The organism is Thermocladium sp. ECH_B (assembly GCA_001516585.1).
Classification (GTDB): Archaea; Thermoproteota; Thermoprotei; order Thermoproteales; family Thermocladiaceae; genus Thermocladium.
Window position 1 is genome coordinate 1 of record LOBW01000044.1, and the last position, 14,920, is coordinate 14,920.

The 14,920-nt window shown below is 39.4% G+C and carries 13 protein-coding genes and 1 pseudogene; 6 read left to right on the forward strand and 8 right to left on the reverse strand.

Features of this window, described 5'->3' with window-relative positions; genetic code table 11:
• Positions 1–79: 79 nt before the first annotated feature.
• Positions 80–1,537 (reverse strand): hypothetical protein, encoded by a 1,458-nt coding sequence (locus AT710_06305; protein KUO91534.1) that lies wholly within the window; start codon positions 1,535–1,537, stop codon positions 80–82.
• 61 nt (positions 1,538–1,598) lie between these two features.
• Here AT710_06305 and AT710_06310 point away from each other — a divergent pair, with 61 nt between their 5' ends.
• Positions 1,599–1,793, forward strand: coding sequence for a hypothetical protein (locus AT710_06310; protein ID KUO91535.1), 195 nt, complete (start codon positions 1,599–1,601; stop codon positions 1,791–1,793).
• Here AT710_06310 and AT710_06315 read toward each other — a convergent pair.
• The 4 genes from AT710_06315 to AT710_06330 all read right to left on the reverse strand — a co-directional run bounded on the left by AT710_06315 (position 1,782) and on the right by AT710_06330 (position 5,919).
• The gene (locus AT710_06315; GenBank protein KUO91536.1) at positions 1,782–2,732 is read right to left on the reverse strand and encodes a hypothetical protein; all 951 of its coding nucleotides are present in this window, start codon (positions 2,730–2,732) and stop codon (positions 1,782–1,784) included. The two genes, AT710_06310 and AT710_06315, sit on opposite strands and share 12 nt — an antisense overlap.
• 85 nt (positions 2,733–2,817) lie before the next feature.
• Positions 2,818–3,093, reverse strand: coding sequence for a hypothetical protein (locus AT710_06320; GenBank protein KUO91537.1), 276 nt, complete (start codon positions 3,091–3,093; stop codon positions 2,818–2,820).
• Positions 3,094–3,765: 672 nt separating this feature from the next.
• The gene (locus tag AT710_06325) at positions 3,766–5,271 is read right to left on the reverse strand and encodes a cellulose biosynthesis protein CelA (GenBank protein ID KUO91538.1); all 1,506 of its coding nucleotides are present in this window, start codon (positions 5,269–5,271) and stop codon (positions 3,766–3,768) included.
• 114 nt (positions 5,272–5,385) lie between these two features.
• On the reverse strand, positions 5,386–5,919 hold the full coding sequence (locus tag AT710_06330; protein KUO91539.1) for a hypothetical protein: 534 nt from the start codon (positions 5,917–5,919) through the stop codon (positions 5,386–5,388).
• Positions 5,920–6,877: 958 nt separating this feature from the next.
• Between AT710_06330 and AT710_06335 the strand changes: the two genes are divergently transcribed.
• Both AT710_06335 and AT710_06340 read left to right on the forward strand, forming a co-directional pair.
• Positions 6,878–7,204, forward strand: coding sequence for a hypothetical protein (locus AT710_06335; protein KUO91540.1), 327 nt, complete (start codon positions 6,878–6,880; stop codon positions 7,202–7,204).
• A gap of 122 nt (positions 7,205–7,326) precedes the next feature.
• Entirely contained in the window at positions 7,327–9,282 is a 1,956-nt protein-coding gene (locus AT710_06340; GenBank protein KUO91541.1) for a hypothetical protein, read from the forward strand.
• Here the strand turns inward: AT710_06340 and AT710_06345 are convergent.
• Positions 9,271–9,816, reverse strand: coding sequence for a transcriptional regulator (locus AT710_06345; protein ID KUO91542.1), 546 nt, complete (start codon positions 9,814–9,816; stop codon positions 9,271–9,273). The genes AT710_06340 and AT710_06345 overlap by 12 nt on opposite strands.
• 55 nt (positions 9,817–9,871) lie before the next feature.
• Positions 9,872–11,872, reverse strand: coding sequence for an acetyl-coenzyme A synthetase (locus AT710_06350; protein KUO91543.1), 2,001 nt, complete (start codon positions 11,870–11,872; stop codon positions 9,872–9,874).
• A gap of 346 nt (positions 11,873–12,218) precedes the next feature.
• Here AT710_06350 and AT710_06355 point away from each other — a divergent pair, with 346 nt between their 5' ends.
• On the forward strand, positions 12,219–12,458 hold the full coding sequence (locus AT710_06355) for a hypothetical protein (protein KUO91544.1): 240 nt from the start codon (positions 12,219–12,221) through the stop codon (positions 12,456–12,458).
• A complete protein-coding gene (locus tag AT710_06360) occupies positions 12,452–13,087 on the forward strand; it encodes a hypothetical protein (protein ID KUO91545.1) in 636 nt (211 codons plus the stop codon). The genes AT710_06355 and AT710_06360 overlap by 7 nt, the downstream gene beginning before the upstream one ends.
• A gap of 31 nt (positions 13,088–13,118) precedes the next feature.
• Here the strand turns inward: AT710_06360 and AT710_06365 are convergent, their stop codons facing one another.
• Positions 13,119–14,063 carry an asparaginase gene (locus AT710_06365; protein ID KUO91546.1) on the reverse strand — a complete coding sequence of 315 codons (945 nt, stop codon included), beginning with the start codon at positions 14,061–14,063 and terminating at the stop codon, positions 13,119–13,121.
• Between the two features lie 212 nt (positions 14,064–14,275).
• Here AT710_06365 and AT710_06370 point away from each other — a divergent pair.
• Positions 14,276–14,920, forward strand: a pseudogene (locus AT710_06370).

Genomic DNA, 14,920 nt, shown 5'->3' on the forward strand with positions numbered 1-14,920 from the left:
TTAATGGGGCGTAACCCTCTAGACCTCGGGGAACCCTCGCCCTAAAGGCGGGGAGGAGGTCAGCTCAACTCCTAATGCATTATGGGTTAGGCATGATAATTGTGGTGTTGGTTGGTGGTTTTGATGATGAATTACTTGTATTGAATATATATGCGATATAGTTCATGATATTCCTGGCATTGATTAGAAGCTTAATGCTCAGGGGACAATAAATTCTAGCTATCCATACATAATATGAAAATGGAATTAATGATGAATTACCCTTAACTAGGCTTGCTTTAATGATTGTGATATTCTGAACTGAGGATCTGCATTGGTTTAGGTAGTAATTCGCAAGCGTTAGATTACTTATGGTCAAATTGTATAAATGAGATAATTTCCTTGAAATTGAATTAGGCATGGGCACTCCTATGATGTTCGTGGATATAATTAATCGATTTTTAATTGCGCTAAGAGCCATNGTATCATTTATGAAGTATTCATTAGCTGAGTCTAATTGAGATGTTAAATTAGTAACTATTTCGTTTAAGTCATTGAGCCTATACGAATTCGCCACTAAACGCAACTCATACTCAACTGATTCTAACTGGGACTTATTTGTATTGCTTACTACCATAATTGCATAATTAATGCTTTGATTTAGGTAATTAAGCGATGATTCGGCACTAGATAGGTTGATTCCCGCTTCATTTAGGTGAAGAACAATGTTATTTACTGGTCTTAGTTTCGAATCCATAGATGCAATACCAGTTATATTGCCCTCGCTTATATATGATGATAAAATGCTCCCCAATTGATCAAGGTAGATATGCAGAGTCCCATTTACTGCATTAATTACTGTCGATACGTATTTAGTATGTATGAGAATGCGAATTGCATTAATGGCATTAGGTGATGAATCGTTATGCAAGTATAGGTTAATCAGCCTCGTAGTTAACGCGTTAATTGATGAATTATATTTGCTGGCTACGATGGATTGCGTCTTATTATATATTTTATTCGATTCATTAATTAATGTACTATTACAGGGATTGAGAAGTAATCCAAGGCTTAAAGAATTAGACGCCGAAATGAGCGATGAATTATGAAGAATTAAACCAACCATATGAGAGTAATCTAGGTATGCATGGATCCTTCCGCTGGAGGCCATGCAAGCCAGCTCATCCTTTAATCTCGAATTGCTTAATACAATGGATCTAAATATGGCCTCTTCATAATGAACGGCGGCTGAACTATACTTGACTGCATCAATGCATTTTGACTCATTGAGGCTAATTTCAGCTAATCTTATTAAGTTAACTGTTTCAGCTAATTCTGTTTGATTAATACTACCGGCGTTAGAAGCCAATAGTAATATTTTGTCATAAAAAATCCCGCTTATGTTTACATCAATTGAGGCTGCAATACATAAGGAGTTATTGGAGCCGTTAAGTGATTCAGAGGCATAAATCGAACTCGAATTCGTAGATGCATATAGGGTCAATGCTATAGCCAATGCTATTATGATCACAACTATCATTATTGACTTGTTATTCATATATCGTTATCTCATTTTGAACTTAATTAGGATTGCGCCATTGCATTTTTGTGGAACTTGGATGAAACTGATNAATGATTTAATTAATAGAATTATGGAACGGCATAGCAGCTCTATACCGCAATTAATGCATAAAATAAACGTTATAAAGTTTAGGGATTCAAAGGGGCGGAAAACCTCGCCCTTCAGGGCGGGGAGGAGATTGGAGATTCAATTCATCTCCAGCTCAAATTTGGGATTAAATTCATTTTATTAGTGTAACTCTGTTTTGTCCATTTACCTTATCGATCTTAACTATGCCTCTATCCTGTAGTCTCTGCACGTGTCTCCATAATGTCGTTTTAGGTATATTGGTTAATTGCTGTAATTGTGATTGATATAGGGTGCCTCCATTATCCTTCAGTGTCCTTATGATTTCTTCATCCACATCATCCAACGAGACTGATACGAGGGGCGATTTTCTTCTTCTTATCATGATCATAGATGCTATAAACGCAAGGATTACAAGCACTATTATAGTTATGGCTATAGATGTTGGGAACGAACTATTATTGCTGAGAGTTGGCGTAGTTGATTGGAATTGAGNCGTGGTGGTCTGATTAATTGGCTTAACTGTGGTACTAGTTGCGCTGGTAGAAGTAGTGGTTGTGCTGGCCTGGCGTGATGTAGTGGTGGTCGGCGGCGGTAGAGGCGCTGAACTTGTTGACGTTGTTGGAGCTGGGGTGCTGCTTGTTGTTGTGCTGCTCTGTTGAATTGGGACATAGATGTATTGAAGAGAGTACCGGCCTGGAGGTATTGTTACTTCAACTGAATTATTTATGCGGGTATAACTAATTATGTTGTTTGGCAGGTTTAGCATCACTATATTTGGGGGGAACATTAATCCGAATTTAATTGGACTTGAAATGTTCACATAATATGTAAGAGTATCTTGGTCATACGTATAATTAGCATCATAAAGTATGGAGACATATCCGCCGCCGAATGCAAATATTACAAGCGTCCCATTATTATAGAGGCTGGAGGGTATTAATGAATTATCGCTATCATTAATGACCTCCAGTGTTCCCGGTATTGGAATAATCGGGAGATTAATGTTGACTAAGGTGGAGTTAGGTTCTAAATACATTGTGTAATTAATAAATGGCAATCCAGCAGCCTTTATCAATATAAGTAGCGTGGCCAGCATCAACATAGCGACATTTTCGGGGGCTAATCATTTAAAGTTTTCCTAAACTTGATACTATTAATGAATTGAATAATAAGCCATGAGCTGCGTATTATGTATTATTTATTGGTACTATGCATGCATTAATTGGTTGGCCGTAATTTATGGGCGATATAGTCACTACTGTGTCGTTATGGAAATCATACTCACTTAAGTAACCGCCAACTATTATTGATCCATTTATAGATAATAACCCGGTGGGTTCTGTTTTAAAATAATATACGGTTAATGGTACATAGATCCCATAGGCTGGATTCAATAGCATCAATCTAATCCCAGTTATATAGTAGTGAGCTACCCCGCCCCTAAGGGCGAGGCTTTCCCCCATGCGTATAAATTCTTTGTGACCAGTTGCTTGTCTCTCTCCTAGGCCAGTTTTTGGTAGGATCCCCAACTTTAAAGGTCCAGAAAAAGCGGCTGAGCTTCTTTCCATACTTCTTGAATTTAAAAAAGCTGAAGTAGTTAAAGTGAATCCAGACTCGCCTCAAAGAAAAGTGAGGTAGTTAGTTCTATCAGACGATAAAAAGTTATTAGTTCCGACGCCTAGGCTTAAAGGAGAATTTTTTCTTACTTTATAATGTTAGTCCTAAGCTTGCATCTGCAATTTCAGGATTTACTAAATTGGGCAAAAGAATTAGTTATAAGGAAATTCCCCAGTAGATTTTATAGTAGTAGGTTATGTTGCCGTAACCAGATCAGGAGATAGTGTAGGAAAAGGAGAAGGTTATAGCGAATTGGAATACGCAATATTAAGGGAACTAGGTTAACGAAAAAACTTGAGTAGCTGCAACAGTCCGCTCTATACAAATAGTTGATGAAATACCTTCACAACCGTTTGATGTACCTATTGATATAATTGTTACTGAAAAGGAAATTATAAGGACTAAGCCTAATAGAGAGAAACCAAAGGGAATTTGCATGGAGTATTTAACCAAGGAGAAAATGGAAGAAACTCCATACTTAAAGTATTATTTAATGAAGGCCGGTAGATTAAAATTATTCAATTCCTGTTAAGAGCTACCTCTACGTATTTTTCTCTCCTTGACATCATTTTAGCTAATATAATTCCACCAATTAAAAATGGTATTTGGTAAATTGCCCAAAATATATTTATTATAATAGAGTAATATAAAGCTAAACTAGAGCTTGCTTTGCTCAACCAAAGAAATCCTTCTATAATTGATAAAATAAGCAAAATGATAATTACCATGTGAGGAATTACGCTTTTTACATTAAACTTTCCTTCACCTTTAGGAGTAACCTTGAAAGGTCTATTTTTGCCTATTATCCAAGAAAAGAAAGCTAAGGTTATTGATAAAAACTCAAGATATTCTACCGATTGATGATAATAAAACCCTTTTATTCCATATTCTCCCTTTCCTTTTATTGCGTAAAAAAACAGTAATATTGAAACAAGAAGATAAGGGATATAAGCAAGGATATAGGTTAAAGGATTTAAAATTATTATTGGCAATTTAAATAAGAGGAAAAAAACTGGGGCTAAAAATTCGGCTATCGCAAGCGGTCCTTCCTTAACCCAATATAAACTCCCTGAAAAATAGTCAACAAATTGAGAGAAATTTAAATTACTCTTCAATATCCTCCAAGTAAGTTGAAAATACCCAAAAGCCCACCTCGATTGCTGTGTTAAATAAGCGTTTATATCTTGAGGAGGTTCTCCGTACCAAATTAGTGATGAATCAACGTAAACTGAAGCGTAACCTTTTTCGTGTAGTTTTAGTGAAGTCGCAGCGTCCTCTGTTATGCTTGATTCGTCCATATAGCCAACCTCTTTCAGTGCACTTATTCTAAATACGGAACCAGAACCTAAAGAAAACGCGGAAGAGAAAGTTCTTCCTCTCATTATTACTCTTAAAAACGGTTCTTGTTGATATTTTGCTGCCTTGGCTATTCCAGAGTAGGTTTCAGAATAGTTTTGAGGCACTTGTACAAGTGCTACTTTAGGATCTGAGAAATATGGTAAAACTTGTTCAAAGAAATTCTCAGTAGGCCTCTGATCTGCGTCAAATATTGCAACTAAATCGTAATTATCTCCTACTTTTCTCAATGCCTCGTTAATGGCACCAGCCTTAAAGCCTTTTCTATCCTTTCTATGAAGGTATATTATACCATACTTTTCGCAAAACGCTTTTAGCTCTTCAGCGATCTTTTGATCGGTTGAATCGTCTAATAAGTAAACGTCGCCGTAGTCATTTGTAGCTAGCTTAACTGAAATTAATGTTCCTTCCACAATTTCCGGGTTTTCGTTAAAAGACGTTACGAAAGATGCTATTTTATATTTTTTAGCATTTGTATAGTTTATTTCGTAATTAGTAGATTTTCTTGAAAGCCTATAAAAATCAATAAAAATAAAGAATCCTATTATCATTGATAACCATACTCCAAAAGCCAGCCATAATGTAAATATTGAAGTATAAGTCAGATATGTGAATATGGCAGATAAGAATAGCGGAATAACAGCGTAAATTATATTGAGTATCCTCATATTATGTTCTTCTTTATTTTATATCTTCCATTAATATCTGCCTCAACTACAACATCAACAACTGATGATAAGGCCTCACATTCTTGTCCTATCTTATCACATATCAAGATTAAATTAGTATTTTCTCTTGAATTTTATAGTATTTATTAGAGAAGACCAGAATTCTTGCTTTGCTGCGGTTATATCATAGCAATTAGACGCAGGCGATAAATCGTTGGCTCTATAAATTATAATCACAGCTTTGTCTATATTTTTTATTTCATTAATTATTTCCGTACCCAGTTTTTTACTAATCTTAATTATTTCTCCAATATTCCTTACGTTAAACCTATCCTCAACGTATTTTTGTGAAATATGTATAGGTAAAAAATCCACGAATTTATTATCTTTCAAAAAGTTCTCTAGTCTATAGTTAGTGGAAACTATTACAATTTTTCTATCATTTTTTGCTAGGTTTATTAATTTTAATATTAGTTCTAGTTTACCAGAACCTACTGGTCTCGCTATAAGAATTGAATTTTTATCAACTAATATTTGACTTAGATCGTATGTTGCAGAATTAATGATAGGGCTGGTGTTGAAATCTTCTGAAAGCAGCTTATTGCCCAATTCATTGATTTCCTTAATTTCTAGCATTTCACTAACCATCCTGTAACGTCCAAGATATTAACCCTATATAAATTTTTTTCACACTATATAGTAATTGACGAGATTTTTCTCCACACTATATAGTAATTGACGAGATTTTTCTCCACACCATATAGTAATTGACGAGATTTTTCTCCACACCATATAGTAATTCACGAGGTGAAAAAAAGTTAATAAAGCGTTAAAAAAAGGAATTTGGAAAAGCTCCAGAGCCTTTAGATCATCCGCAAACAGCATTAAGGTGGATTTACAGTGGTTTAGATCCTTTGCTCTTGGCAAGATATGGATATAGGTATTCTCCTTCAAAGATAAAAGATTCCTTATTATTTCTTGAGAATATAGGTGCTATCCAGAAAGGTAAAGTAACTCCCTTAGGTAAAGTATTTGCTTGTGAAATGGTTCCAAAGAAAGGTATGGATTTATTTAAGCTAATAATAAAGATAAAAAAGGAAATCCCTTAGCGAGAGCATTATACTACTCTTTTATATATTCCTTCTTTACAGATGAATACTTTAGTAGAAAAGTTAATGAAGGAGAAATATTAAGGAACGGTAATTCTATTTTCCTAGATGCAGTAAAATCCTTGAGGGGAAGTTTCGGTAAATATACATTATTAATGTTGGAGAAACTTTAGACCTTCAACTTGGTTTTATTCTTTAACTGTACCACAAGTTATTTCAACTGATGATATTGCAGAAAGCATTAGGAAGTCTTCTGAAATAATTTATAATCTTTCTACTTATTCTCTAATCAGTGAGGATTTGAACCTTCATATTTTATCATGAGACTCATGAGGTCATATAGGAGGATTTTAAGAGAAGGAAAAATGGAGAAGAAATTATGGATTTTATAAGATTCTGTTTTTCAAATTACCGAGAGCTCTCTAAATCTAAAGATGAATTCTTTGATATCCAATGGATTAGAAATGCTTAATGCTTTCCTTTTATCTATTTTTATAATGATGCCAGAAGAAGCCTATTCAATAAAACTCATATCTGATGTAAAATTAAATAATGAAGGGGATTTACTTCATGTAGAAACTTGGATAGAAAACCATGAATATAGATCAGCAATTTTTCTAGATAAGAGAAAAATAATTGAAGGAAAAGTAAGCTTACCTAGATTTAATGGTGAATATTTATATTATGTCAAAGAAGTTAAAGGGCAAAAGAACAAAAAAGAAGCTTGTTTATTTAGGAAATCTCCTTATGGAGAAGAAGAAAAACTACTCTGCTTAGGAAAAATCTCAGATTATATATTTCACAACAAGGGATTCTTATCCTAGGCGAGGCTTATCGTTCTTTTATCAATGGCTTTATACCGTTCCTTAACATGGATGAATGCAGGAAAACTAGTTGTATCTATGTTCACGGAAATGTTTATTTAATTTAGAACATTTTGTTTGACATGAGTTATGATCCAGAGGGCCAGGTTGAGGATGAGTTTAGGGGAATCATAAATGAGCTTGGAGCAATGATAAATGAAGATCTAAGTGGACTTGAACCAAGTAGGGCCAGGGAGGGCTTTGGCTTCATGGCAGTGCCGCTTCATAATTACATAAAGAAGAATCCCAATATACTAAATGTGATAGAGTCATTGAAGCCCCGGGGATTAATAAAAGGCATAAAATTGATTAATGGCTTTCTAAACATAGATATTGATTACATAAAGTATGCCGAACTAGTCATTAATTCAATCCTAAGCAATGGCCAAAGATACGGCTGGTCCAAGCAATGCCGTAGCGATAAAATAGTTATAGAGCACACCAGTGCCAATCCCATTCATCAGCTTCATACAGGTCATGGTAGAAACATGATAATTGGGGATACATTATCGAGATTGCTTCGTTTCTGTGGAGGCAGCATCAGCACCAGGTTCTATGTTGATGACTGTGGACCACAGGTAATGTATATGGCTATAGGATACCACAGCGTGAAGGATCTTGTGAATCAAAGAATAATGAGCGGCGAAAAACCAGATAAGGTAGTGGGCGCCATATACTCGATAACATATGCAATAGGCGAGATACAGAGGTTAACTGAGGCAGAAAAGCTNGCTGAAAAGGATGAAGATAAGCGGAAAATAATAGCTGAGCGCGATGAATGGGTTGGCGTACTTGGTAAGTGGAGTACTCAAGATCAAGAGCTAGTTAATAGTTTGGCATCATCGCTGGGAAATATTGATGTAACTGAGGAAGCCAATAGATGGGTACGCGAATATGAGCAAGGAAACCCAGAGATACGTAGTAAGGTGAGGGAAGGCATAAGCATGGTCTTTAAGGGCTTCATGGAGACATTTAATGAATTCGGCATATCATTTGATGATTTTGATTGGGAATCCGAGATTGCCTTGGACACCGGCTTAGCGAAGTCCCTTGTTGATAAATTGGCATTGATCGGCAAGGAATACGTGGAGAAACAGGAAGGGGCTATTACAATAGACGTGGGCAAGTACGCCAGCGATCATGGCTTATTTAATGAATTATCTCTCCCAGGCTTCCTACCTAAAGCTATGCTCACCAGAAGGGATGGCTCAACCCTCTACTTAACTAGGGACCTGGCCTATGCTGCATGGTGCTTGGATAAGTGTAGTCCAAGTAGGGTTATTAGGGTAATTGGATCTGAGCAGACGCATCCACANGCTCAGCTTAGGGTCCTGCTTCATATGCTTGGATATGATGCCTCACGCATAATGCATTATTCATATGAAATGGTAAATATGCCTGGCGCCAAGATGAGCAGTAGGCGTGGTAGAATGATTGCAATGGATGATTTACTAGAGGAGGCAGAGGAACGCGTCTGGAAAATAGTTGAGAATAGGCTGGGAACTGAAGAGGCTAGGAAAGTAGTTAAGGCCGTAGCAGTGGGTGCAATTAGATTCTCGTTTCTATCAATCTCCCCACTAAAGGTGCTTGAGTTTAATTGGGATAAGTTGCTTGATTTAAAACAGAATAGTGGGCCATTCATTCAATATTCATATGTGAGGGCATCATCGATACTGGAGAAGGCAGGCAAGCCGCAGATAAGCAAGGCAACGCCGCCTAGCTCGCTTAATAATGATGAAATCAAGCTTATAAAGGACTTGGGGGGGTTACCTAAAGCCATTGCCGAAGTATCCATTAATCTCAGGCTAGAGAACCTAATTGATTACGTGAATAAGATGGCCATGGACTTCAATGTATTTTATGAACGGAACCCAGTAATAAATGCTGAACCCGAATTAAGGGATTTTAGGCTGGCATTAGTGCATGCATTCCGCATCGCGCTTGGCAATATAATGAATATACTGGTGAATCCCAATAATAGATCACATGTAAAAATTAATGATTATTTTTATAATTCACGATCTCCATCACTTTCTTAGCGGTGCAGTAGTCAGTAGGGGCATTTGTCTATTATAGACATCCTGCATGACGGAAGCAAATGCAGTGTACCAGGCCGCTAATGCCGTCAGTATTCCCATGTATCCACCGGCCATGGTGTATCCGAATCCAAGCAGGAAGAAGGTTATCCATAATANNAGAAACACTAGCCATAATGCCCAGTTTAGCTTGAANGTGGCTATCCACATTATGAACGTAAATATGCCGAACGCTATTAGCACTGTGCCTATTGCGGGGCTGGCTCCAATAACGTGTAGATTTATTAATAGGATCGTGGTGAAGAACCATTCCCAGAATGCTCCATAAGTGAAGAATGCTAAGTACCCAAATGTATTACCGGCCTTATACTCATAGAGAGCAGCCACTATTTGGGCGAGACCCCCATAAAACGCCGCTAGACCTAGAACAGCACTTGAATCCGAAACTAGACCCGCATTGATTGCGCTCAGCACGAGCGTGGTTAACGCGAAGCCGGATAGGCCTAGAACGGCTGGATTAGCTGTTTTTTGTGACATATACCTAATAGAAAATCGGCGTTTTTAAGTTTTATTGTTTTATAATAACTACATCTTATGTATTACCAATTTCTTTACGTAATTCGTCATAAGCTTTTCTAGCTTCATCTATGCTTGTCTCATCCTCAAGCGCTGTCGCGTCGCCGAGCGGTTGATTCATAACCACTTGCCTGACCAATCTCCTCATTATTTTTCCGCTCCTGGTCTTAGGTAACTTGGATACAAAGATTATATTTGATGGCTCGGCTATTGGACCAACAACTTGCCTAACCCATACCCGCAACTCCTTTCTTAATTCATCGGATGGGGCATTACCGGAACGAAGCACTACAAAAGCCACGGGAACCTCTCCCTTTACTTGATCCGGCACACCAACCACAGCAGCCTCAGCAACAGCCTTGTGAGAGATCAAAGCNGACTCGATCTCATATGTACCCAAACGATGTCCTGCTACCTTAATTACCTCATCGGCCCTGCCAAGTACCCAGATGTATCCATCACCATCCTTTATAGCCCAATCACCGGCATAAAATACTCCTGGGAACTTGGAGAAATACACATTGACGAATCTAGAGGGGTCTCCCCATATGGTCAACGGCATTCCAGGCCATGGCTTCTTTATAATCAAGTATCCCCGCTTCCCCTGAATTGGTTTACCCTCATCATCTACCACATCGGCATCTATTCCAGGTATGGGCATTCCATTAGTTCCTGGCTTTAATGGAATTAATCCCCAGCCGGGGACATGGCTTATCAATATTCCCCCAGTCTCCGTCATCCACCAAGTGGATCCAAATGGTATTTCGCTGCGTCCAATCCATTTCCATGCCCATCTCCACGCCTCGGGATTAATTGGTTCACCAACGCTATGCATCAATCTAACTGTGGAGAAATCATGCTTGCTGATCCACTCATCCCCGAATTTCATGAATGTCCTTATGGCGGTTGGCGTAGTGTAATATACGTTGACCCCGTATCGCTCAATTATTTGCCACCACCTATCTGGAGCCGGGTAGTCTGGGGCCCCCTCATACATCACAATGGTTGCTCCCTCCAGGAGGGGACCAAATACTATGTAGCTATGTCCAGTCACCCATCCGATATCGGCGACGCACCAATAAACATCATCGTCTTTTATGTCGAATACCCATTTCATTGTGGCATGCAGCTCGGTCAAGTAGCCCCCAGTATTGTGGACTATTCCCTTGGGTTTACCAGTGGTGCCGGATGTATACAATATATAAAGTGGGTGCTCGCTCTCCACTTGCTCTGGCTCAATATATGCATTGACTGGAACATCACTTAATAAATCGTTCCACCATTGATCCCTGCCCTGCGTCATTGGAACATCATTAATGCCAAGCCTTCTATACACCACAACTTTTTCTATNGAGGGAGATGATTTTATCGCTTCATCAACGACCTCCTTTAACCTTACTTGTTTTCCCCTTCTCCAGAAGCCATCCGCGGTGAAGATTGCCCTGGACTTTGCATCGTTTATCCTATCTGCTAATGCCGTTGCGCTAAATCCGGAGAAAACAACCGAGAAAATAACTCCTAATCTGGCGGCAGCCAACATGACTATAGGTAATTCCGGTACCATCGGCATGTATATGGTTATGGTATCGCCCTTCCTCAAGCCAAGCTTAGTTTTCATTGCATACGCCAATCTATTTACCTCCCTGTATAGATCATAATACGTTAACCTACGTACCTCTGTTGGATTGCCCTTGGAATCAACTGGTTCACCCTCCCATATGTATGCAACCTTATTCTTCCTCCATGATGCAACATGCTTATCCAGCGTTAAGTATGAGGCATTTAATTTACCGCCAGCGAACCATTTATAAAATGGAGGCTGGGGATCAGCCACGAGCGGTTTATCCCATGGCTTGAACCAATCAAGTTCCTTTGCAACGCTGGACCAGAACTCCTCAATGTTTTCAATGGTTTTCTCATGCANTTTCTTATAATCCTCTATGCTTATGTTCTTGTGCGACCATTTATTAATAATTATTTTTTCGTCAAATGGAAGATCTTTTTCCTCAATAGACATTAATATAACTTACTGTCTAAGTTGTATTTAAATATTACGCAAGATTATTTATTTACTTTTTCTAGTTAACTTATCGATTTTTAATAATAATCTATATAGATTATTCAAACAATATACGAAACTGCAACGGCGGCTCAATACAATATGAAACCACATTCACCTTCTTTTATGGAGCGGCTCATTTGGTGCTTGGTTATGGATTGGGGCTTCAAATATGTTAAAACCTCGCTGCTAGGTGCAGGCATCGAAATTCACTTGGTAAACTACTCATCCTTATTAGGTGGTTTATAATCGTGTGGAGCCGGATTCCCAAAACGCTTTTAATTATTCACAGCAAAAAGCAAGCATGAGGTGTGAACGGGAATACGTTAACATGATTAGATCTAGAATAGGATTCGATACAGCGCCAATAGAGGAGGCGGGAACCATGAATGAGGAGAATTGTTTCGCATATGCCGGTATTTACNTCTATAACGGGAAATATGTGGTTTACATGAAAAACGAGGAGCAGGTATGTATAGAGGAGCTGGATTCAATCGAGGATGCTAGGAGGCTCGCTAAGAAATTCGTTGAGTCAATATGTTGACTTCGCTCGATAAATTGCTTTCAATAGATCTTGAACAAGCCAAGAGGCGATTTCAATCAAAGGAGGCGAGTTACAAAGTTAGTGGAGAGAGGCTGGTAATTAGGTTGGATGGCGTTTCATTCAGCGTAAACCTAAGTGATTTCAAGAAGCCGCGAGATGAGAGGGTGAGGGAAGCCATGGAGGACACAGCAATAGAATTAATGAAAAGATTAGGCGCAATAGCGGCGTATGTGGTCTCAGACGAGATAAATCTGTTCCTAGGCAGCTACGTACCATTCGATGGCCGTGAATTCAAGTTAGTATCTGTATCCTCAGGAATTGCATCATCATATCTATCAATTAAGCTTGGCAGACCACTATACTTTGACTCTAGGATAGTGTTGCTGAATACCGGGGAGGATATTGAATACGTAACTTGGAGAGCAAGGCTTGCTGCAGGTAATTACCTATCTAATTTCACGAATAGACCATTTAGAGAAGCAATTGAATTGATTGATGACATGAATTATATCGATTGTTGCGGATCCGTGATTAAGAGGGAGTGGAGCGATAGTAAGCCAAGCGAGAAGATTGTTAGGAAATATAGTGCTATTGATGTAATATCCGGTTGGAATACAATTTACCGCTAATACTTCGTCCCAGCTCTAATGGGTTTCCCATCTATGGGAATGGTTCGCTTGCATAGATGGCTATCATTGGTTCCCTCATGTCGAGCCGCATGTAGCCTCGCCCCATCATTTCGGTATTAAATCCTGCATGAATATTTCCTTTCGCATCTATTCCTAATAAACCAATGGTGCCCTGACCAAAGTCCCTACTCGCGCTGTTAACCACCTCATTAATTGACGCGATTATGTCTTTTCCTTCCTTAATTAACATAGCGGCCCTCATTGAGGCCATATGTCTTATTATGATCTCTCCAAGTCCTGTGGCGGAGAATGCACATAATTTATCAGCCCAATAACCAGCCCCAGGAATAGGGGAATCACCGACGCGGCCTCTCCATTTTAACCAAACTCCTCCAGTGGATGTCGCGGCAGCTAGATTGCCCTCTGAATCCAGAGATACGGCGCCTACTGTATCCATTAAGCCGGCCTCCTTAGCTAGATTAAAGACCATTCTGTAAGGGGAACCGCCCCCCATAGCATCCTTTAACATTGCTTTATACCTGTTTACTTTCTTTTCATTAATGAATACGAAGTCGGGAACCCATAGGCCAGTTAATTTAGCTAGTTCCTCCGCCCCATTTCCCACTATTAGTACGTGATCCGTATTATCCATCACATACTTGGCCAAGCGTATCGGATTAGCGACGTGTCTAACTGAGGCGACGGCCCCTATCTTCATTGTGGAGCCCGCCATTAATCCGGCATCCACCTCAACCTCGCCAGCTATATTGAATACGCTGCCTACCCCGGCATCATTTACTGGATTTGCTTCAAGCGTGGAGACTGCCTCCACCACGGCATCAATTGAATTACCTGTTCGCAATGCCTTTAGGCCATTTAAGACGGCGTCACGTATGCCGGTCCTGTACTGAATTAACTCATCTTCATCAAAGCGGGCTCTGCCTGCGCCCGCATGAACTGCTATTATTGGCATCATTTAGAAGCATCGGCAAGCTACCCCTAAATAACTATACTATTAAGCCACTTGTCTCTTTGATTAATTATACGCATGGGGGAAGCCTCGCCATTTATGGCGGGGATGAGGGGGGAATAACTTTATATTAGTGGTGTTCCCGTTTTTCTGATGCCCATCGTGGGGTTTAGGTTTAGAGCATACACCGACGAACGCTGAGGGCGTTAAAGGCCCAGTTGGAAGTGGCTTGTGAGGCCTATAACACCCTACGATGGGCAGACACATACTTCTACCATGAGGATGGAAAAGGATTAACCCTCACGGAGCTTAGGCAACTAGCCCTCGACTTGAGGAAACAAGATGAGGAGTACCAACAATTATACTCACAAGTGGTGCAACAGATAGCAGATAGATATTATGAGGCTAGGCAGCGCTTTTTCAATGGGTTATCGCGTTTTCCAAGGGAGAAGAAACCCCATAAGTACTATAGCTTGGTTTATTCGCAGAGCGGGTGGAAGATACAGATTAGGGAAGTTAGAGTAAAGAGCGGGAGGAGGCTTGTGTTGAGGCTGAGCGGCCTCGGGGCCTTCAAGGTCATTGCCCACAGGGACTTCCCACTAGAGAAAGTTAAACGCGTGGCGGTGAAATTGACGAGGAGTGGAAAAGTGTATGTCTCGTTCATTGTTGAGGATTATGAATTCCCAAAGCTGCCAAGTACTGGGAAAGTAATAGCGATCGATGTTGGGGTGGAGAAGCTTCTCGTGACTTCGGATGGGGAGTACGTGCCGAACTTGAGGCCCTACGAGATGGCGCTCAAGAAGGTGAGAAGGTTGCATAAGGAGCTATCTAGGAAGAAATTTCTATCTAAGAACTGGTTCAAG